The organism is Rhodococcus sp. A14, from assembly GCF_011603105.1.
Classification (GTDB): Bacteria; Actinomycetota; Actinomycetes; order Mycobacteriales; family Mycobacteriaceae; genus Rhodococcus_F; species Rhodococcus_F opacus.
On sequence record NZ_JAAOQS010000055.1, the window covers coordinates 17582 to 37677 of the forward strand.

The 20096-nt window shown below is 70.0% G+C and carries 15 protein-coding genes; 6 read left to right on the top strand and 9 right to left on the bottom strand.

What is annotated here, in order from left to right; all coding sequences use genetic code 11:
• The first annotated feature begins 13 nt into the window (after positions 1 to 13).
• Positions 14 to 451 carry a peptide-methionine (R)-S-oxide reductase MsrB gene (gene msrB / locus G9373_RS25640; RefSeq protein WP_005264000.1) on the top strand — a complete coding sequence of 146 codons (438 nt, stop codon included), beginning with the start codon at positions 14 to 16 and terminating at the stop codon, positions 449 to 451.
• Here the strand turns inward: msrB and G9373_RS25645 are convergent.
• Genes G9373_RS25645 through hemE form a run of 4 tightly spaced genes read right to left on the bottom strand, consistent with a single transcriptional unit; the run spans position 411 to position 5900 of the window.
• Positions 411 to 2759: a molybdopterin-dependent oxidoreductase gene (locus G9373_RS25645; protein ID WP_167117343.1), complete on the bottom strand. Its 2349-nt coding sequence runs from the start codon at positions 2757 to 2759 to the stop codon at positions 411 to 413. The two genes, msrB and G9373_RS25645, sit on opposite strands and share 41 nt — an antisense overlap.
• A gap of 15 nt (positions 2760 to 2774) precedes the next feature.
• A complete protein-coding gene (gene hemQ / locus G9373_RS25650) occupies positions 2775 to 3470 on the bottom strand; it encodes a hydrogen peroxide-dependent heme synthase (RefSeq protein ID WP_005565724.1) in 696 nt (231 codons plus the stop codon).
• A gap of 4 nt (positions 3471 to 3474) precedes the next feature.
• Positions 3475 to 4836, bottom strand: a complete 1362-nt coding sequence (locus tag G9373_RS25655; protein ID WP_167117349.1) for a protoporphyrinogen oxidase — start codon at positions 4834 to 4836, stop codon at positions 3475 to 3477.
• The gene (gene hemE, locus G9373_RS25660) at positions 4833 to 5900 is read right to left on the bottom strand and encodes a uroporphyrinogen decarboxylase (RefSeq protein ID WP_005263993.1); all 1068 of its coding nucleotides are present in this window, start codon (positions 5898 to 5900) and stop codon (positions 4833 to 4835) included. Before hemE ends, G9373_RS25655 begins: the two co-directional genes overlap by 4 nt.
• Before the next feature lie 161 nt (positions 5901 to 6061).
• On the opposite strand from hemE, the gene G9373_RS25665 reads away from it, so the two are divergent.
• A complete protein-coding gene (locus G9373_RS25665) occupies positions 6062 to 6655 on the top strand; it encodes a DUF3000 domain-containing protein (protein WP_005263992.1) in 594 nt (197 codons plus the stop codon).
• Here the strand turns inward: G9373_RS25665 and G9373_RS25670 are convergent, their stop codons facing one another.
• Positions 6656 to 7906, bottom strand: coding sequence for an alpha/beta hydrolase (locus tag G9373_RS25670; protein ID WP_064080146.1), 1251 nt, complete (start codon positions 7904 to 7906; stop codon positions 6656 to 6658).
• 165 nt (positions 7907 to 8071) lie between these two features.
• Between G9373_RS25670 and G9373_RS25675 the strand changes: the two genes are divergently transcribed.
• The 4 genes from G9373_RS25675 (at position 8072) to G9373_RS25690 (ending at position 14272) form a co-directional block, all read left to right on the top strand.
• Positions 8072 to 9466, top strand: coding sequence for a wax ester/triacylglycerol synthase family O-acyltransferase (locus G9373_RS25675; protein WP_005564006.1), 1395 nt, complete (start codon positions 8072 to 8074; stop codon positions 9464 to 9466).
• A 49-nt stretch (positions 9467 to 9515) separates the two neighbouring features.
• The gene (locus G9373_RS25680) at positions 9516 to 10805 is read left to right on the top strand and encodes a ribonuclease D (RefSeq protein ID WP_064080145.1); all 1290 of its coding nucleotides are present in this window, start codon (positions 9516 to 9518) and stop codon (positions 10803 to 10805) included.
• Between the two features lie 149 nt (positions 10806 to 10954).
• The gene (locus tag G9373_RS25685) at positions 10955 to 12163 is read left to right on the top strand and encodes a thiolase family protein (protein WP_005240909.1); all 1209 of its coding nucleotides are present in this window, start codon (positions 10955 to 10957) and stop codon (positions 12161 to 12163) included.
• Positions 12164 to 14272 (top strand): 3-hydroxyacyl-CoA dehydrogenase NAD-binding domain-containing protein, encoded by a 2109-nt coding sequence (locus G9373_RS25690; RefSeq protein ID WP_054248963.1) that lies wholly within the window; start codon positions 12164 to 12166, stop codon positions 14270 to 14272.
• A 50-nt stretch (positions 14273 to 14322) separates the two neighbouring features.
• On the opposite strand, the gene G9373_RS25695 is transcribed toward G9373_RS25690, so the two are convergent.
• From G9373_RS25695 to G9373_RS25710, 4 genes are read right to left on the bottom strand one after another with little or no spacing between them, the layout of a single operon-like run.
• Positions 14323 to 17022 (bottom strand): fumarate reductase/succinate dehydrogenase flavoprotein subunit, encoded by a 2700-nt coding sequence (locus G9373_RS25695; RefSeq protein WP_133986588.1) that lies wholly within the window; start codon positions 17020 to 17022, stop codon positions 14323 to 14325.
• Positions 17022 to 17801: an ABC transporter ATP-binding protein gene (locus G9373_RS25700; protein WP_005560971.1), complete on the bottom strand. Its 780-nt coding sequence runs from the start codon at positions 17799 to 17801 to the stop codon at positions 17022 to 17024. The genes G9373_RS25695 and G9373_RS25700 overlap by 1 nt, the downstream gene beginning before the upstream one ends.
• Positions 17798 to 18658 (bottom strand): ABC transporter permease, encoded by an 861-nt coding sequence (locus G9373_RS25705; RefSeq protein WP_167117352.1) that lies wholly within the window; start codon positions 18656 to 18658, stop codon positions 17798 to 17800. The genes G9373_RS25700 and G9373_RS25705 overlap by 4 nt, the downstream gene beginning before the upstream one ends.
• Entirely contained in the window at positions 18655 to 20085 is a 1431-nt protein-coding gene (locus G9373_RS25710) for an ABC transporter substrate-binding protein (RefSeq protein WP_133986587.1), read from the bottom strand. The genes G9373_RS25705 and G9373_RS25710 overlap by 4 nt, the downstream gene beginning before the upstream one ends.
• Positions 20086 to 20096 lie beyond the last annotated feature (11 nt).

The window sequence follows — 20096 nt, forward strand, 5'->3', positions numbered from 1 at the left end:
TTAGCGTGGAGCCATGAGTTCGCAGCAGCAGGATCCCACGCAATCCGCCCCGAAGGTTGCTCTCTCCGACAGCGAGTGGCGCGAGAAACTGACTCCCGAGGAGTACGCGGTGCTGCGCCAGGCCGGTACCGAGCGCCCCTTCGTCGGCGAGTACACCGACACGAAGACGGAAGGCGTCTACCACTGCCGGGCCTGTGGCGCCGAGCTGTTCCGCAGCACGGAGAAGTTCGAATCGCACTGCGGGTGGCCGTCGTTCTTCGATCCGGCCGACTCGGACGCCGTCGTCCTCCGCGAGGACACGTCGCTGGGTATGCGTCGCGTCGAGGTGGTGTGCGGGACGTGCCACAGCCACCTGGGCCACGTCTTCGAGGGCGAGGGCTACCCGACCCCCACCGATCAGCGGTACTGCATCAATTCGATCTCGCTGACCCTGGAACCGACCGGCGAATGATCGTCGGTGGATCGAACGCCCGGATCGGCGGTAGCTCGCCCTCGTAGCGTTCGATCTCGACGAGCACGTGCTGGCCCGTGCAGCCGTGGGCGAGTGACGACGTGCCCACGTCCGGGGTCAGCACGTTGGGGTTCCCGTGCACGCAGAGGGAATCCGGGTCGGTGGCGTCGAGAGGGTCGTACCACGCTCCCGTCGACAGCTGGACCACACCGCGGCGGACGCCGTCGTCCACCACCACACCGGCGAGGCAGGCGCCGCGGTCGTTGAACACGCGGACTATGTCGCCGGCGGTGAGTCTGCGGTCGGTGGCGTCGTCCGGATGGATTCGCAGCGGTTCGCGGCCCCGGACCTTCGACTTCTGGCTGGTGCCGCCGTGGTCGAGTTGGCTGTGCAGGCGGGTGCGCGGCTGGTTGGCGATCAGATGCAGAGGGAACTGCCGTGCCCGGCGGCCGCCCAGCCATTCCTCGGGCTCGTACCAGCGTGGGTGCCCGGCGCAGTCGTCGTAGCCGAATCCGTCGATGTCGGCGGAGAAGATCTCGATCCGCCCGCTCGGGGTCGCGAGGGGGAATTTCACCGGATCGGCCCGGAAGTCGCCGAACAGGATCAGGTCGTCCTCGGTCCGCATCCGCACATGGCCCTGCGTCCAGAAGTCGCCGAAACTCGGGGCGGCACCGCCGTCCGCGCGGACGACGTCCCGCCACTGCCCGTACAGATGCTCGAGCCACTGCTCGGACGAGCGGCCCTCGGTGAACTTCTCCCCGACACCCAGTTTCCGGGCGACCGCGGCGAACGTGTCGTAGTCGTCCTGCGCGTCGGCGTACGGCCCGACGGCGGCGTGCATGGCGACGAGCAACGGGTCGTTGCGGGTGCAACTGAGGTCGGCCCGCTCGAGCGACGTGGTGGACGGGACGACGATGTCCGCGTGCCGGGCCATCGGCGTCCAGTAGGGGTCGTGGACCACGATCGTGTCGGGACGGGCCAGCGCCCGGCGCAGACGGGGAATGTCCTGATGGTGGTGGAACGGGTTGCCGCCCGCCCAGTACAGCATCCTGATGTCCGGGAACGTCAGCCGCTGACCGTCGTAGTCGAACGGTGCGCCCGGGTTCAGGAGCATGTCCGAGATCGCGGCCACGGGGATGAAGTCGCGGACGGGGTTCAGCCCCTGGGGAAGCGTGGGCAGCGGGTACGGGACGGGGGCGAGCCCGGGCTCGTTCATGGAGCCGTAGCCGTGGCCGAAACCACCACCGGGAAGGCCGATCTGGCCGAGCATAGCGGCGAGGGTGACCCCCATCCACGGGGCCTGCTCACCGTGCCGGACCCGCTGCAGCGACCACGTGACGGTCACCATCGTCCTGCCCGCCGCCATCCGCCGGGCGAGGGCCACCAGGTCCGCGGCGGCGATGCCGGAGATCTGCTCGGCCCACGCGGGCGACTTCGGCACGCCGTCGGAACGCCCGAGGAGGTAGTCCTCGAAGCGGTCGTAGCCGACGCAGTGGCTGCCCAGGAATGCCGTGTCGTGCAGGTCTTCCGTCGCGAGGACGTACGCGAGGGCGAGCATGATCGCGACATCGGTGCCGGGCACCGGGGCGTGCCGTTCGGCGGCGCCGTGCACGTCGTCGCGCAGCGGACTGAACGACACGACGGACCCGCCGCGCCGCCGGAGGTCGTCGAGTGCGTCGCGGGTGGGGTGGTCGCTGGTCCCGCCGTGATTGACGCCGGTGTTCTTGAGGGGGACGCCGCCGAAGCACACCATGAGATCGGTGTGCTCGGCGATGAGCTTCCAGGACGTGGAGCGGGCGAACATCTTCCAGTGGGTGCCCACCACCCGGGGCATGATGACGCCCGTCGCGCCCAGCGAGTAGCTGTGCACCGAACGGGTGTAGCCACCGAGGGTGTTCAGGAACCGGTGGACCTGACTCTGGGCGTGGTGGAACCGTCCCGCACTGGCCCAGCCGTACGAACCGCCGTAGATCGCGCTGTTGCCGTGCGTGTCGACGACCCTGCGCAGTTCGTTCGCGAGCCGCTGGGTCAGCTCTTCCCAGTCGACCGACACGAACTCGTCGGACCCTCGGGAACTGTCGGGTCCCGGGCCGTTCTCGAGCCACCCGCGGCGCACCACCGGGCCGGTGATCCGCGCCTTGCTGCGGACCGACCCGGCGATGTTGCCCAGCACCGGTGACGGGTGCGCGTCACCGGTGTACGGGTGGGCGGCGACGACGTCTCCGTCGGCGACCTCGGCCTCGAACATGCCCCAGTGCGACATGTGCTGGTAGCGGGGCGCGGTGCGAGCCCCGTCGGCGTCATTCATCGGTGCTGCGTCAGATCACGGCAGAGCGGCGATCAGCTTCTCCACATCCACCCGCGGGCCGGTGAAGAACGGCACCTCCTCGCGGACGTGCAGACGGGCCTCGGTGGCGCGCAGGTCGCGCATGAGGTCGACGATGCGGTACAGCTCCGGCGCCTCGAACGCGAGAATCCACTCGTAGTCACCGAGCGCGAACGAGGGCACGGTGTTGGCGCGGACGTCCTTGTACGTGCGGGCCGCCATGCCGTGGTCGGCGAGCATCTTGCGCCGCTCGTCGTCGGGGAGCAGGTACCACTCGTAGGACCGGACGAACGGGTACACGCAGATGTAGTTGCCCGGGTCCTCACCGGCCAGGAACGCCGGAATGTGGCTCTTGTTGAACTCGGCGGGACGGTGGCACGCGACGTTGCTCCACACCGGCTTGCTCGCGCGGCCCAGGGCGGTGGTGCGGCGGAAGTCGGCGTAGGTGGCCTGGAGGGCTTCGATGCTCGCCGAGTGCGTCCAGATCATGAAGTCGGCGTCGGCACGCAGGCCGGCCACGTCGTAGAGCCCGCGCACCACGACGCCCTTGTCGGCCTGACCTTCGAAGAAGATCCGCGCCTCCTTGATCACAGCTTCCCGGTCGTCCCCGAGTACACCGGGTTCCACCTGGAACACCGAGAACATGAGGTAGCGGATTTCAGAGTTCAATGCGTCGAAGTCGAGGCGTGCCATGGGTCTATCGTGCCACTCGCCCCGCGAGCCGTGTAGCCGCCGTCGTCGCAGCGGCCACGCACGCGGGAACACCCACCCCGTGCAGCAGCGCCCCGGACACCTCCACACCGTCCAGACCTGCGACTTCCTGCTCGATCACCGCCACCCGCACCAGATGACCGGGACCGTACTGCGGCAGGCCGCCGTGCCAGCGCTGGACGTGCACCGCGACGGGTTCCGCGGACACCCCGGTGACGGTCGCGAGGTCCCGCCGGGCCGCGGCGATCAGCTCGTCGTCGGGTGCGTCGACGACGGCGGCGTCGCCGAACCGCCCGAACGACGCCCGCACGAGGGTCACCTCCCGCTCGGCGAGGTGCGGCCACTTGCGACTCGACAGGGTGAATGCCTTCGCGCCGAGCGCGGCGTCGGTGGCGACGAGGATCCCGGAGTTCTGCGGGAGGTCGACCCGGACCGGCAGCGCCAGCGCGACGACCGCCGACGAAGCCAGCGGGATGTCCGCGGCGGCCGCCGACGCGCGGGGGGCGATGCCGGCGAGCAGGTCGGCGAGCTGCGGGGCGGGCACGGCGAGCACGACCCCGTCGACGGCGCCCACCGGGTCCGCCGACCAACCGTCGCCGTCCCGGGCGAGTGTCCGGATCCGCTCGTGCACGATCTCCGCCGACGCGGCCTCCGTCAGGGCGCGCAGCAGGACGCCGTAGCCGTCGCGCAGCGCCCCGAACACCGGCCCGGGGGTCGGGGCGGGGAGGGCGTCTGCCACCGCCGCGGACAGGCTCGTGGCGCCGCGGTCGAGCGCCGCCGCGAGTGCGGGGAGCGCGGCGCGGACGCCGATCGTGTCCGCCAGACCCGAATAGACCCCTCCGAGAAGCGGATCCACCGACCGCTGGACCACCTGCGTGCCGAACCGGTCGCCGACCAGTGCACCGACGGCGATGTCCGCACACGGTGTCCAGTCGAGGGGCACCGTCCGCTCCCCCGCCACCCGCGCGAGTGTCCGGTCGTCGACGAGACCGCGCAGACTGTTCTCGTCCGCGGGTATCCCCATGAGGGTGCCGGCCGGCAGCGGGTGCAGCGCGTCCTCGGACCAGATGAGCGGCCGCAGACCCGCCGGATGCACCAGTTGGTCGGAGAGGCCGAGTTCGCCGAGCAGGGCGGGCAGTTCCGGGCGCCGCGCGATGAAGGCTTCCGCCCCGACGTCGACGGGTTCCCCCGCCAGGTCCACCGTGCGCAGCTTGCCGCCGAGCCGCTCCGCGCCGTCGGCGAGGACGATCCGGGCCTCGGGGCCGAGCCGTTGCCGCAGGCGGTACGCGGCAACGAGCCCGGAGATGCCGCCGCCGACGACGAGAACGTTCGGCGACGACCCGGTCACAGTGAGTGCACCAGCTCGACCAGCGCGGTCAGCGCGCCCGGGTCGGTGTCGGGCAGGACGCCGTGCCCGAGGTTGAAGATGTGTCCCGTGGCGCCGGCGGCGAGGGCGGCATCCGCTTCCGCGGTGATGCGGCGAACCTGCTTCTCGACGGCCGCCGGTCCCGCGAACAGCACCGCGGGGTCGAGGTTGCCCTGGAGCGCCTTGCCCGGGCCGACCCGGCGCGCCGCCACGTCCAGGGGTATGCGCCAGTCGACGCCCACCACATCGGCGCCGGCTTCGCCCATCGCGCCGAGCAGTTCGCCGGTTCCGACACCGAAGTGGATGCGCGGCACCTTCGCGCTCTCCACCTCGGCGAACACCCGCTCGGAGTGGGGCAGCACGAACTCCCGGTATTCGGCGAGGGACAGCGCGCCGGCCCACGAGTCGAACAGCTGGATCGCGTCGACGCCGGCGCGCAACTGGGTCTGCAGGAAGGTGATGGTGGTGTCGGCCAGGGTGCCGAGCAGCGCGTGCCACGTCCGGGGGTCGGAGTGCATCAGCGCCTTCGTGCGCTCGTGATTGCGGCTCGGACCGCCCTCGACCAGGTACGAGGCGAGGGTGAACGGGGCTCCGGCGAAGCCGATCAGCGGCGTCGAGCCGAGTTCCGCGGTGAGCAGCTGCACTGCCTGGGCGACGGCGCCGACTTCCTCGGGTACGAGACGGGGCAGGGCGGCGACGTCCGCGATCGACCGGACCGGGTTCGCGACGACGGGACCGGTGCCGGCGACGATGTCGAGATCGATGCCGGCGGCCTTGAGCGGCACCACGATGTCGGAGAACAGGATCGCGGCGTCGACGCCGTGCCTGCGCACGGGCTGCATGGTGATCTCGCAGACGAGTGCCGGATCGAAGCACGACTCGAGCATCCCGATCCCCGACCGGATCTCGCGGTACTCGGGAAGCGAGCGACCGGCCTGCCGCATGAACCACACCGGGCGACGGCCGGGGGTACGGCCTTCCGCGGCCGCCAGGAGGGGTGCGTCGGGGAGCACCCGTCTCGCGGCGTATGTCGCCCGTTCGCTCATGCCTGCATTGGTGCTTTCCAACCCGCTCATCGGTCCTCGCGCTCTCTGCCTGCTCGAATTTCGGCAGCTCTCATGCTGCCATGCCGGGACTCCGCCGCCGATCGGCCCTGCTCGGCGCGCCTCCGACGAGATGTGTGGGTCCGGGTCTAACGTCCCGAGCTGTGACGACTTCGGGATCGCCCGCCGAACCGGCCGAGTTCCGCGCCGCGGTCGAAGCGATGAATTCCGCGCAGGTTCGCGCGGACATCGAGCTGGGCCCCATCCGGCCCCCGCAACGGCTGGCGCCGTACAGCTACGCCGTCGGCGCAGAGGTCGTGCACGAGGACACCGGGGTCGTCGCCGAACAGAGCGAGGGTGACGCGTTCGGCAGATTGATCCTCCTGTTCGATCCGGAGGGCGACGAGGCCTGGAACGGCACGATGCGCCTGGTCGCTTACATTCAGGCCGATCTCGACGCCGCCGTGGCGTCCGACCCCCTGCTTCCCGAGGTGGCGTGGAGCTGGCTCGTCGACGCACTCGAGTCGCGCCACGAACCGCTCAACGCGCTCGGCGGGACGGTGACCGCGACGACGTCGGTGCGATACGGCGACATCGCCGGTCCCCCGCATGCGCATCAGCTGGAACTGCGTGCGTCGTGGACGGCGACGTCGGTCGAACTGGCCACGCACGTCGAGGCGTTCTGCGAGGTCCTGGCGTATGCGGCCGGTCTGCCGCCCGCCGGGGTGTCGCAGCTGCGGACGCTGGGCGGCGAGTAGTCAGGCCGATTCGGTGCCCGCCGCGGGCACGTCGGTGGTGGCGCTGCGCGACCATTCCAGGAATCGCCCGACCGCCTGTGTGACGGAGATGCTGCGGATCGAGGGAAACACGTCGAACGCGTGCTGCGCGCCCTTCAGTTCCGCGTAGACGACGGGGTTGTCGGACACCTGCCGGAGTTCGTCGGCGAAGATCCGCGCCTCGGCGACGGGAATGAGCGAATCGCTCGTTCCGTGGATCACGAAGAACGGCGGTGCGTCCGCCCGCAGGTGAGCGAGCGGCGACGCGGCCCGGTAGTCGTCGGGGAACGTGGCCTGCTTGCCGAGCACCATCGGCATCAGTCCGGAGTGCACGCGCTGGAGGACGGCCTTGATGCCGGTGTCGCCGGCGAAGTCGTAGACGCCGTAGTACGGGACACACGCCTGGACCGACGTGTCGACGTCCTCGAACCCCGGCTGCAGGTGGCTGTGGTTCGCGGTGAGTCCCACCATGGCGGCGAGGTGGCCACCCGCGGAACCACCTGTGACGGCGATGAAGTCGGGGTTGCCGCCGTACTCCTCGACGTGCTCCCGGAGCCAGGCCAGGGCCTGCTTGATCGCGATCAGGTGTTCGGGCCACTTCGCCTTCGGCGACAGCGGGTAGTTGACGGCCGCGCACACCCAACCCCGCGAGGCCATCTCGAGCATGAGCGGCAGACCTTGTTGATCCTTGTTCCCGATCACCCATCCCCCGCCGTGGATCTGCAGGAGGACCGGGCTCTTCGACGGCAGGTCGTGCCGGTGGTAGATGTCGAGGCGGGCGCGGCGCCCGCCCGGCGCGTACGCGAGGTTGCGGACCCGGGTGACCGCCTCGTTCCGCATCCAGAACGGGTTCAGGAGTTGCCGCCACACGGGTCGCCCCGAATGTTCGATGGCGCTGTCGCGGTCGGTGTAGTTCTCACCGAGCGCTTCGACGAGCGCGGATTCGGCTTCTGCTCCGGCTCCCCGGCCGGCGGCGATCACGGCCGCGAGCCCGGCGGCGGAGGCCGCGGCCAGCGCGAGGCCGATGCGGTCGCTTCGGGTCCGTGTTCCGTGACGCGCGGCGTGCTGGGCAGCGTCGGCAGCGGTCACGGCGAGGAGGTGCGGCGCGAGTTCGGTGGTGAGCCACCCCGAGAAGAACGCGACCACCGAGGTGGGCGCACCGGGCAGGGGACGCAGGGCGTTGGCGGCGAGTGCGGCGCCGACGGCCTGCCGGAGAACGAAGCCTCGGGTCATACCTCCAACCGTAGAACATGTTCTAATCGATCGGTTGCCCACCCGGCCCGCGGGCGCCGGGTCGAGAACGAGGCGGCGTGCCGCCTCCCGGGGTGGGGCATGCGCCGACCTCGCAGTTCCACGATTCGATGGACCACATTTTAGAACGTGTTCTAGTATCGGATCATGCAGCGACTCAGCGGTCTCGACGCGTCCTTCCTCTATCTCGAAACGTCGACGCAACTCCTCCACGTCTGCGGAGTCATCATCCTCGACGTCTCGACGGTTCCGGGCGGCTACACGTTCGCCCAGCTCAAGGCGGAGCTCGGCGCGCGCACCGAGGCGATTCCCTCGTTCCGGCGCAAGCTGCAGGACTCGAAATTCAACCTCGACCACCCCGTGTGGGTCGAGGACACCGACTTCGACATCGACCGGCACTGCCATCGTGTCGCACTCCCCGCTCCCGGCGGCCGCGACGAGCTGGCCGAGCTGTGCGGCGACATCGCAGGCATTCCCCTCGACCGCGCCCGGCCGCTGTGGGAGATGTGGGTGATCGAGGGCCTCGAGGACGGTTCCGTCGCCGTGATGTCGAAGATGCACCACGCCGGGGTCGACGGCATCACCGGCGCCAACATGATGGCCCAGCTGTGCGGACTCGAACCGGACGCACCACGCCCAGACCCCAACGACTCCGCCGAGAGCGCGGGGCAGGCGAGCACACTCGACATCGCCGTCGGCGGGCTGCTCGCGGTCGCGTCCCGGCCCGCGAAACTGCTGAGGATCGTCCCGCAGAGCCTGACTCTGCTACCCCGCTGGATCGGCCGGGCCCGCCGCGGCGAGGCGATGCCCGCACCGTTCACCGCGCCGCGCACGTCCCTGAACGGCACGTTGACCAGTCACCGCAATCTCGCGTTCACCCAGCTCGACCTCGAGAAGGTCAAGACGGTCAAGGACGCGTTCGACGTCAAGGTCAACGACGTGGTGCTCGCGCTGTGCTCGGGCGCGCTGCGGAAGTACCTGCAGCACCGCCGGGAGCTGCCCGACAAGTCGCTGGTCGCCATCGTCCCGGTGTCGGTCCATGGAAAGTCTGACCGGCCGGGCACCAACCAGGTGTCGGGCATGTTCACCGAGCTCGGCACCCAGATCGAGGATCCGGCCGAACGCCTGCTCGCGATCGGCGAGCACAACTCGACCTCGAAGGAACACAACGAGACCCTCGGCGCGAGCCTGCTGCAGGACTGGTCCCAGTTCGCCGGGCAGGCCGTGTTCGGCACCGCCATGCGCCTCTACTCGACCCTCGGCCTGGCGGAGCGGCATCCGGTGGTCCACAACCTGGTCATCTCCAACGTGCCCGGACCGTCGGTCCCGCTGTACTTCCTGGGCGCCCTGATCAAGGCGATGTATCCGCTGGGACCGATCTTCCACGGCGCGGGACTCAACGTGACGGTGATGTCGCTGAACGGTCAGCTCGACGTCGGCCTGATGAGCTGCCCGGAACTGGCACCCCACCTCTGGGACCTCGTCGACGCGTTTCCCGCGGCGTTGGACGAGCTCGTCGAGGCAGCGGGGAAACGGTCGTGAACCCGCCGGTGCGCTGCGGGAATCCCGAAGCGACGTAGAGTCAGCTGTCATGTCCGAAGTCACCGACGACGCCTCGTCACCCGGCCCCGCCGAAGAGTCCGGCCGGCAGATCGTTCCCCTGCTCGCACCCCGGGACGGCGTGCCCGACGTCGTGACCACGGCGGAGGGTGTCGCGAAGGCCGCGGCCGCACTGAGCGAGGGCACCGGGCCGCTGGCGGTCGACGCCGAGCGGGCGTCCGGCTTCCGCTATTCGGCGCGGGCGTATCTCGTGCAGCTGCGCCGGGAGGGTGCGGGGACGGTGCTCCTCGACCCGATCCCCACCGCCGCCGATCTCGCCCCGCTGGCGGAGGTGATCAATCCGCTGGAGTGGATCCTGCACTCCGCCGACCAGGATCTGCCGGGGCTCGCCGAGATCGGCCTGGCGCCGGCGACACTGTTCGACACCGAACTGGCGGGGCGCCTCGCCGGGTTCGAACGGGTCGGTCTCGCCGCGATCGTCGAGCGGACGCTGGGCCTCGAACTCCGAAAGGGCCACGGCGCCGCCGACTGGTCGAAGCGGCCGCTGCCCGATTCCTGGCTGAACTACGCAGCCCTCGACGTCGAGGTTCTGGTCGAGTTGCGGAACGTGATGGCCGCGGAACTCGACGAGCAGGGCAAGAGCGAGTGGGCAGCACAGGAGTTCGAGCACATCCGGCTCGCGGGGCCACCGAAGCCCAAGGCCGACCGCTGGCGGCGGACATCGCACATCACGTCGCTGAAGACGCAGCGTCAACTCGCCGCGGCACGGTCCCTGTGGCAGGCCCGCGAGGACCTCGCCCGCAAACGCGACGTCTCCCCCAGCCGGGTCCTGCCGGATTCGGCGATCATCGACGCCGCGACGAAGGACCCCCGGGGTATCGAAGCGCTCCGGGCGCTGCCGGTGTTCGGCGGTCCCCGCCAGCGGCGGCACTCCCGGATCTGGCTGCAGGCGCTCGAGGATGCCCGGGCACTGCCGGACACCGAGCTTCCTCCGAAGACCCCGCCGTTCACGGGACCGCCGCCGGCGAGCCGGTGGGCGCGGCACGACCCCGAGGCCGCCGAGCGGCTGACGGCGGCCCGCGCCGCGCTGGCCGACCTCTCCGCGGAGGTGTCGGTGCCGGTGGAGAACCTGGTGACCCCGGAACTCGTCCGCAGGTTGTGCTGGGACTGGACGGACCCTGAGGACGGCGAAGTCGAGGCGGCGATCGACCGGGTGCTCGGCGAGGGCGGGGCCCGCCCCTGGCAGCGGATGCTGACCGTGCCCGCGCTGGCGAGCGCACTGCTCTCCGCCGCCGAGCGGAAGGGCTCCGGCGGCGACTGACCGACAGCACCGACACGCGGGGTGAGCGCGTGAATTCCCGATGAGGCACCCATTAAGTTACCCGCGAGTAACGGTAGGGGTACGCTGGTCTGGAGGCCGGACGCCTGGCCGTGATCCGGAACCAAACTGCTCCATCAGGAGGAATTCGCGTGGCTCCATCCACCACAACTCAACGCAACGTCGTGTTCGTCGACGGCATCCGCACTCCGTTCGGCAAGGCCGGCCCCAAGGGCATCTACGCGGAGACCCGCGCGGACGACCTCGTCGTCAAGACCATCCGCGAGCTGCTTCGCCGTAATCCGCAGCTCGACCCCGCGCGCATCGACGAGGTCGCCATCGCCGCGACCACACAGACGGGCGATCAGGGTCTCACCATCGGCCGCACCTCCGCGATCCTGGCCGGGCTTCCCGAGACCGTCCCCGGTTTCGCCATCGACCGCATGTGCGCCGGTGCCATGACGTCCGTCACCACCACCGCGTCGGGCATCGGCTTCGGCCAGTACGACGTGGTGATCGCCGGCGGCGTCGAGCACATGGGCCGCCACCCGATGGGCGAGGGCGCAGACCCGAACCCCCGGTTTCTCGCCGATCGCCTCGTCGATCCCAGCGCGCTCGTCATGGGCAACACGGCCGAGAACCTGCACGACCGGTTCCCGACCATCACCAAGGACCGCACCGACGCGTACGCCGTCGCGAGCCAGAACAAGTACGAGGCCGCCCGCAAGGCCGGCTTCATCGCCGACACCCTCGTGCCCGTCGCCACCCGCTCCGCCGCGGGCTGGGGTCTGGCCACCGAGGACGAGCCGCCGCGTCCGGGCACCACACTCGAGGACCTCGGCAAGCTGAAGACGCCGTTCCGTCCCGCGGGCCGGATCACCGCGGGTAACGCCGCCGGTCTGAACGACGGCGCGACCGCCGCTCTCCTCGCCGGTGAGGACACCGCGCTCGAACTCGGACTGCCGATCGGCATGCGCATGGTCGGATTCGCGTTCCAGGGCGTCGACCCCGCCGTCATGGGCATCGGCCCGGTGCCGGCCACCGAGAAGCTGCTTGCCCGCACCGGCCTGAAGATCGAGGACATCGGTCTGTTCGAGATCAACGAGGCCTTCGCCGTTCAGGTCCTCGCGTTCCTCGAGCACTACGGCATCGCCGACGACGATCCGCGAGTCAACCAGTGGGGCGGCGCCATCGCGTGCGGCCACCCCCTCGCGTCGTCCGGTGTCCGCCTGATGACCCAGCTGTCCCGCCAATTCGCCCAGCGCCCCGACGTCCGCTACGGCCTGACCACCATGTGCATCGGTCTGGGCATGGGCGGAACCGTGATCTGGGAAAACCCGAACTTCGATGGAGCCAAGTAGATGACCGACATTGCAACGGCATTCGCCGACGAGGTCGTGACCAACGCGTACACCAAGATCGTCGCCGTACCCGGCATCGAGGGCCCGGTCGCGCTGATCACCCTCGACAACGGTTTCGACCACACCAAGCCGTCGTCGTTCGGCCCGGGCGGCCTGAAGGCCCTCGACGCCGCACTGGACGAGGCGTTCGCCGCCCACCCCGTCGCGATCGCGATCACCGGCAAACCCTTCATCTTCGCCGCCGGCGCGGACCTCAAGGGTGTTCCGAGCATCACGAACCGTGACCAGGCGCTCGAACTCGGCCGGCTCGGGCACACGGTGTTCCGCCGGCTGCGCGAATCGTCCGTGCCGACGTTCGCGTTCGTCAACGGCGTCGCACTCGGCGGCGGGCTCGAGGTCGCGCTACACAGCCACTACCGCACCGTATCCGAGAGCGCGGGCGCCCTGGGTCTGCCCGAGACGTTCCTCGGACTGGTGCCGGGCTGGGGCGGAACGCAGTTGCTGCCCAACCTCATCGGCCCCTCGAACGCCGTCACCGTCGTCCTCGAGAACGCGCTGAACCAGAACAAGACGCTCAACCCGAAGAAGGCCCTCGAACTCGGCGTCGTCGACGCGGTGTTCGGTTCGGCCGACTTCCTCGAGCAGTCGTTCGCCTGGGCCGCGCAGGTCCTGGCCGGCGAGATCACCCCCGCGCGTCCCGAGATCGACCGGGGCAAGGGCTGGGACGACGCGATCGCCCGCGCGAAGGCCGTCGTCGAGGGCAAGACCAAGAACAACGCCCCCGGACCGGTCAAGGCCGTCGAACTCCTCGAGCTGGCCCGGACCACCGATCTCACCGATCCCACGTCGCTCGACAAGGGCTTCGCCGCCGAGGACGAGGCGCTCGCCGACCTGCTGCTCGCCGACGAGCTCCGCGCCGGTCTGTACGCGTTCGACCTGGTGAACAAGCGTGCCAAGCGTCCCGCCGGCGCACCGGACAAGTCCCTCGCCCGCAAGGTCACCGGTGTCGGCATCGTCGGTGCCGGTCTGATGGCCAGCCAGCTCGCGATGCTGTTCGTCCGTCAGCTCAAGGTGCCGGTGATCCTCACCGACATCGACCAGGAGCGCATCGACAAGGGTGTCGGCTACGTCCACGGCGAGATCGACAAGCTCCAGGGCAAGGGCCGGTTGTCGCCGGACGCAGCGAACCGCCTCAAGGGTCTCGTGTCCGGCTCGCTGGACAAGGCCGCGTTCGCGAAGACCGACTTCGTGATCGAGGCCGTGTTCGAGAACCTCGATCTGAAGAAGAAGATCTTCGCGGAACTCGAGGAGCACATCGCCCCCGAGACCATCCTGGCGACGAACACGTCCTCGCTGTCGATCACCAAGATGGCCGCGGACCTGAAGCACCCCGAGCGGGTGGTCGGCTTCCACTTCTTCAACCCGGTCGCCGTGCTGCCCCTGCTCGAGGTCATCAAGGGCGAGAAGACCGACGACGCCACGCTGGCAACGGCATTCGCCACCGCCCGGGCGCTCAAGAAGTCGGCCGTCGGTTCCGCCGACCTGCCCGGGTTCGTCTTCAACCGGCTCCTGATCCGCACCCTCGGTGAGGTCATGAACGCGGTCGACGAGGGGACCCCGTTCGAGGTGGCCGACAACGCCATCGCCGAACTCGGCATGCCGATGACCCCGTTCACCCTGCTGGCCCTCGTCGGGCCGGCGGTCGCGCTGCACACCGGTGAGACCCTCGCCGAGGCGTACCCCGAGCGCTTCCACAACTCCCCCGGACTCGAGGCGCTGGTCGAGGCCAAGAAGTCGGCGGTGTGGAGCTACGGCGCCGACGGCAAGCAGGTCGTCGACCCCGAGGTCGCCGAACTGTGGAAGCAGGGCGACAAGGCGTCCACGTCCGAAGAGGTTCTGGATCGCACACGTCGCGCGTTCGCCGAAGAGATCCAGATCATGCTGGACGAGGGTGTCGTCGCCGCGGCCGAGGACATCGACCTCTGCCTGATCCTGGGCGGCGGGTTCGGTTTCTGGAACGGTGGCATCACGCCGTACCTGGACCGCACCGGCACGTCCGAGGCCGTCAACGGCAAGCGGTTCCTGGCGCCGGGCGTCGCGAGCGTCTGACCCCACGTGAGTGGCGTCGTGTGCCCCGGCACACGACGCCACTCACGTGCTCAGGGGACGGGTATGTGATCGGCGGCGGCGAGCGCCTGGCGGGCGTACGCCCGCACGTCGGCGTCCGTGTCCTCGAGCGCAGTGGTGAGCGCGCCGACGGCGGCCCGGCCGCCCGGCCACCGGCCGAGTGCGAGGACGGCGGCCTTGCGCACGTCGAGGTGCGCATCCGTCAGGGCGTCCGCCAGCGCGGCCACCGCGACTTCGGGGTCCGCTCCGGCGAGTGCCCGCGCGGCGCCCTGCCGGATCTGCCAGGCCGACTCCCGCAGCGCCGCCGCCGCAAGGGTCACGTCGTCGCCGGTGCAGCCCAGACTCGCGAACGCCGTGAGCGCGGCGGCGCGCACGAGCGGATCGCGGTCGCCGGCCAGCGAGCGCACGGTGTCGACACCGCCGAGCCCGATGGTGGCCAGGCCGTGTGCGACGGTGATCCGCACTTCCCGGTTCTCGTCGTGCGCGCCCGCCGCCACCGACTCCCACCGGTCCAGCGACACCAGCGCCCGCACCGCTTCGATCCGGACGTGGTGATCGCCGTCGGACAGCGCCGTCAGGAACTGCTCCGCCGAACCGGCGTGCAACGCGCGCAGAACGTCGACCACGGCGGCCCGGACCACGGCGTCACCCGACCCCAGGTGGTCGGCCAGTCCGTCGGCGGACGGCAGCACCTCGACGAGTTCGCGCAGGCCGTCGGCGGCAGCGCGGCGCACCGTCACCGCACCGTCGCCGAGGGCGTCGACGAGGGCCGCCCCGAATCCGTCGGGGGTTCCTTCCGTCAGCACCGAGAGTGCCGTGACGCGGACCTGCGGGTCGGCGTCGCCCAGATACGGTGCAAGCTCTGCGACGCTCGGCGCGTCGAGTCCGAGGACTGCGACGATGGCCGGTGACGACGGCTCCTGCCGGACCGGCGCCGCGATGCGCGAGCGCTCCTCCACCGGGGCACGCCCCCCGACCAGCGGCGGCTGCGCGACGGGTACGACCGTCCGGTCCACCGGCGGAAGGGAATCGAGACCGGGCACCGGCACGAAGTACGGCTCGACGGGGCGCTTGAGGAATTCCATGTCGCCGTTCTCGCCGCGCCGCAGATTCAGGTGGTACCCCCATTCGTCGTCCCGCTGCTCCGGGAGATCCGCCCGTTCGTGGTAGAGCCCCCAGCGACTTTCGGTCCTGGTGAGGGAACTGCGGGACGCCATTTCCGCGCAGTCCCGGATGAACGTGACCTCCGCGCAGCGCATCAGCTCGTGCGGGGTGGTCGCGCCCATCCCGGCGATCTCCCCAGCCATCCGTTCGAACGTCTCGACGGCGATCGACAGCTTCGTCGCCGTCTTCGGCGGCGCGACGTAGTCGTTGACGAAGCGGCGCAGCTTGTACTCGACCTGCGGCTGCGGCGGCCCGTCCGGGTTGCGCAGCGGCCGGTAGATCAGCTCGTGCGCGGCGGCCAGCTGCTCCGCGGGCAGCGCGGCCGGCGCCTCGACGTCGGGCAGGGTGCCGGTGGCGTGCGATCCGGCGAGGTCGCCGTACACGAAGGCGCCGATCATGTAGTTGTGGGGGACGCAGGCGAGGTCGCCTGCCGCGTACAAGCCGGGAACGGTGGTCGCGCCGTGCTCGTCCACCCACACCCCGGACGCGGAATGCCCGCTGCACAAGCCGATCTCGGAGATGTGCATCTCGATGTCATGGCTGCGGTAGTCGTGGCCGCGGTTCGCGTGGAACGTGCCGCGGGTGGGGCGTTCGGTGGTGTGCAGGATCGACTCGAGCGTGTCGAGCGTTTCCTCCGGGAGGTGGCTGACCTTGAGATAGATGGGCCCGCGGGCGGATTCGATCTCGCTCTTGACCTCGCTCATCATCTGCCCCGACCAGTAGTCGGAGTCGACGAACCGTTCCCCCTCGGCGTTCACCTGGTAGCCGCCGAACGGGTTCGCGACGTACGCGCACGCCGGGCCGTTGTAGTCCTTGATCAGCGGGTTGATCTGGAAGCATTCGATGCCGCTGAGTTCGGCTCCCGCGTGATAGGCCATCGAGTAACCGTCACCGGCGTTGGTGGGGTTCTCGTACGTGCCGTAGAGGTACCCCGATGCCGGGAGCCCGAGCCGGCCACACGGACCGGTCGCGAGGATCACTGCCTTCGCCCCGACCGCGACGAACTCACCGGTGCGGGTGTTCAGCGCCGCGGCCCCGACGGCGCAGCCGTTCTCCGTCAGCACCCGGACGGGCATCAGCCGGTTCTCGATGCGGATCTTCTCCCGCATCTTCCGCTGCCGCAGCACCCGGTAGAGGGCCTTCTTCACATCCTTGCCCTCGGGCATCGGCAGCACGTACGAGCCGGAGCGGTGCACCCGGCGGACCGCGTATTCGCCGTACTCGTCCTTCTCGAACTTCACGCCGTACTTCTCGAGGCGCTGCACCATCGCGAAACCGCGGGTCGCCGTCTGGTACACGGTGCGCTGGTTGACGATTCCGTCGTTGGCTCTGGTGATCTCGGCGACGTAGTCCTCGGGTTCGGCCTTGCCGGGAATGACGGCGTTGTTGACGCCGTCCATTCCCATTGCGAGCGCGCCGGAATGGCGCACGTGCGCCTTCTCGAGCAGCAGCACGTTCGCGCCGTTCTCGGCGGCGGTCAGTGCCGCCATCGTGCCGGCGGTGCCGCCACCGATCACGAGCACGTCGCAATCGAGACGGACGGTGTCCGCGAGGTCGGGGATGTCCATCAGGTCTCCGAAGTGTGGTTCAGTGCGGCGAGCACGTCGGCGCGCGCGGCACGGGTGTCGGGGTGGTCGAGGTGGTCGCGGTCCCGGGGGTGCGGGATGTCGACGAGCGCCCGCAGCGGCTCGCCGGCCCGGCCGAGCACCGCGACGCGATCACCGAGCAGCACCGCCTCGTCCACGTCGTGGGTCACGAACACCACGGTGGTCGGGTGAGTACTCCACGTGTCGACGAGCAGTCGCTGCATGACGCCGCGGGTCTGGGTGTCGAGGGCGCCGAACGGCTCGTCCATCATCACGGCCCGCGGCGCCCCGGCGAGTCCGCGCGCCAACTGCACTCGTTGCCGCATGCCGCCGGACAGGTTCTTGGGCAGGAAGTCGCCGAACCCGGTCAGACCCACCTCCGCGATCCAGCGATCGGCGGTCTCACGGCGTCCCTTGCGGGGTTCGCCGCGGAGCGCGAGGGCCAGCTCGATGTTCGAGCGCACCGTGCGCCACGGGAGGAGCGCGTTGTCCTGGAAGACGACGGCCCGGTCCCGGGACGTCGACTCCACCGCCGCACCGTCGGCGACGACGCGGCCCGAATCGGGCGGCAGCAGACCGGCCAGTGCGCGCAGCACGGTGGACTTACCGCACCCCGAAGGCCCGGTGAGCACGAGGATCTCGCCGGGGACCACGGTCAGCGACAGCGAACGGATGACGGGGTTCCCGGTGTAGGACAGGGTGACGTCGTCGAGGACCAGCGACATGCCGGCGGCCACGGACGCTCCGGCGGTGGCGGTCATGCGCGCTCCCCTCGCGGCAGCCAGCGGGTGACGCGCCTGCCGAGCAGTTCGACTGCGCCGGACGTCGCGAATCCGAGGATGCCGATGGTGACCATGCCGACGAAGACGCCGGGATAGTCGACGATCGTGTACGCCTGCCAGGTGCGGTAGCCGACACCGAGCCTGCCGGAGATCATCTCGGCGGAGATCACGCAGATCCACGCCACCCCGATCCCGACCGACAGTCCACCGAACACGCCGGGCAGGATTCCGGGCAGCACCACCCGGGACAGCACGTCCCAGCGTCCGCCACCGAGCGTGCGCACCGAGTCCTCCCACAATGTCGGGAGGGCCCGGACAGCGTGCCGGGTGCTCACCATGATCGGGAAGAACGCGGCAACGAACGTGATGAACACGATGCCGGCCTCGTCGCTGGGGAACAGCAGGATCGCGACGGGCACCACCGCGATGGCGGGGATCGGCCGCGCGAGCTCCGTCAGCGGACCGAGGACGTCGGCGAACAGTTCCGATCTGCCGAGGGCGATTCCGGTGGCCACACCGACCACGGTCGCGAGTCCGAATCCGCTGAGGATGCGGATCAGCGACTGCCCGAGGTCGAGGTAGAACAGGTCGCTCTGCAGCTGGGTACCGAACGCGGACACGACGTCGGTGACGGTGGGGAGCGTGTCGAACCGCAACCACACCCGCACGTCGTTGGCGGTCAGCAACTGCCACGCGACGATTGCCGCGATCACGGACGTGATCCGTACGAGGCGTGACCGCCACGGCGAGGTTCGCCGGCGCGTCGATGCCGGATCGTGTTCTTCGACAGCGGCTTCGGTGTCGACCAGGACCGTCGACCGTTGCAGGGTGGTCACTGCCGCACCTCCTCGACCGCGCGGTCGTACGTGACCACGCCACCCGTGGGGTGCGCGCGCAGGTAGCGGTCTGCCGCGGCGCCGGTGGTGAAGGGCAGGAAGTTGTCGCCGTCGCGCACCCACACCGATTTGTCCGCGAACCACCGGGTGCCCAGTTCGGCGTCGGGAACGTAGGCAGCGCGCACGGCGCGTCCCTCGGCCCGGGCCTGCTTCACCGCCCGGAGCAGGCACGTCGGGTCCGCGGCCGGCTGCGTCCCGGTGGCGCCGTCGAACCAGACCTCGCCGGCCAGTGCCGGATCGCTCGGGGCGGTGGCGCACACGGGATCAGTGCCGATGACCGACGTCGGGTTGGCCGTGGACGCGAGCGTGGCGTCGTAGTCCTGCCCGTCGGCCTCGAACGCGGACCGGAGCGGAGCGTCGTTCACGAAACCGTCGACGTCGAGGTCGGCGAAGTCGCCGATCGACTTCAGGTACGGCACATCGTTCTTCAGCGCGCCGATCAGGTCCGGCTTGAGCGTCGTGTCGAACGACGTGCCGCCCGGGCCGTTGTACAGGTACACGACCTCCTGCGGCAGGCCGCTCGCGTCGGCCACGATCCGCGACGCCTCGAGCGGTTGCGTCTGGACGAACCGCGTGGCGTCGAGCTGCGCCCGGAGGAATGCGTCGAGAACTTCGGGGTGTTCGTCCGCGTACGCCTCACGGGCCACCACACCGTGCAGGGTCGGGGTTCGGAGTTCGGCGCCGTCGTACAGCAGCTTGGCCTTGTCCTGGAAGACGAGAAGCCCGGGCCAGGCGACGAACTGCGACAGCGCCGCCACCTGACCGGACTCCAGGGCAGAGGATCCGACCTGCGGCTGCTGGTTGAGCACTTCGACGCCGGTACCCGGGTCGATCCCGGCGCGGTCGAGTGCCTGGACGAGGGTGCCGTGGCCTGCGGAGCCGACGCTCGCGGACACCTTCTTGCCGGCCAGGTCGCCGAGTGTGGTCGCGGGTGAATTCGGTGGCACCACCACCATGTTCAGTGCGCCCTCGGGGTTGTAACCGGTGACCGAGACGATCTCCGTCTTCGAGCGCGGGTTCGCCTGGGTGCGGGAGCCGTTGATCAGCATGGGGTAGTCGCCCATCGATCCGATGTCGATCTTCTCGGCCACCATCTGGGCGGTGATCGGCGCCCCGGTGTCGTAGTCCTGCCACTCGACGGAGTACTTCGTTCCGGTCTGTTCCGTCACGTCCTGCAGGCGCTGTTCGAGGTATCCCTGTGCGCGCAGCAGCGTTCCGGCGGTGACGGTGTTGATCGTCTTGGACTGGTACCCGATCACGAGTGTGACCGCGTCACCGTTGTCGGCCGAGGGTTCGAGGGAGCAACTCGTCGCCACGAGTGTCAGTGCCGCGGCGGCGATCGCGAAGGTGGAAGAGCGTCGCTTCATCTGTGTGGTCT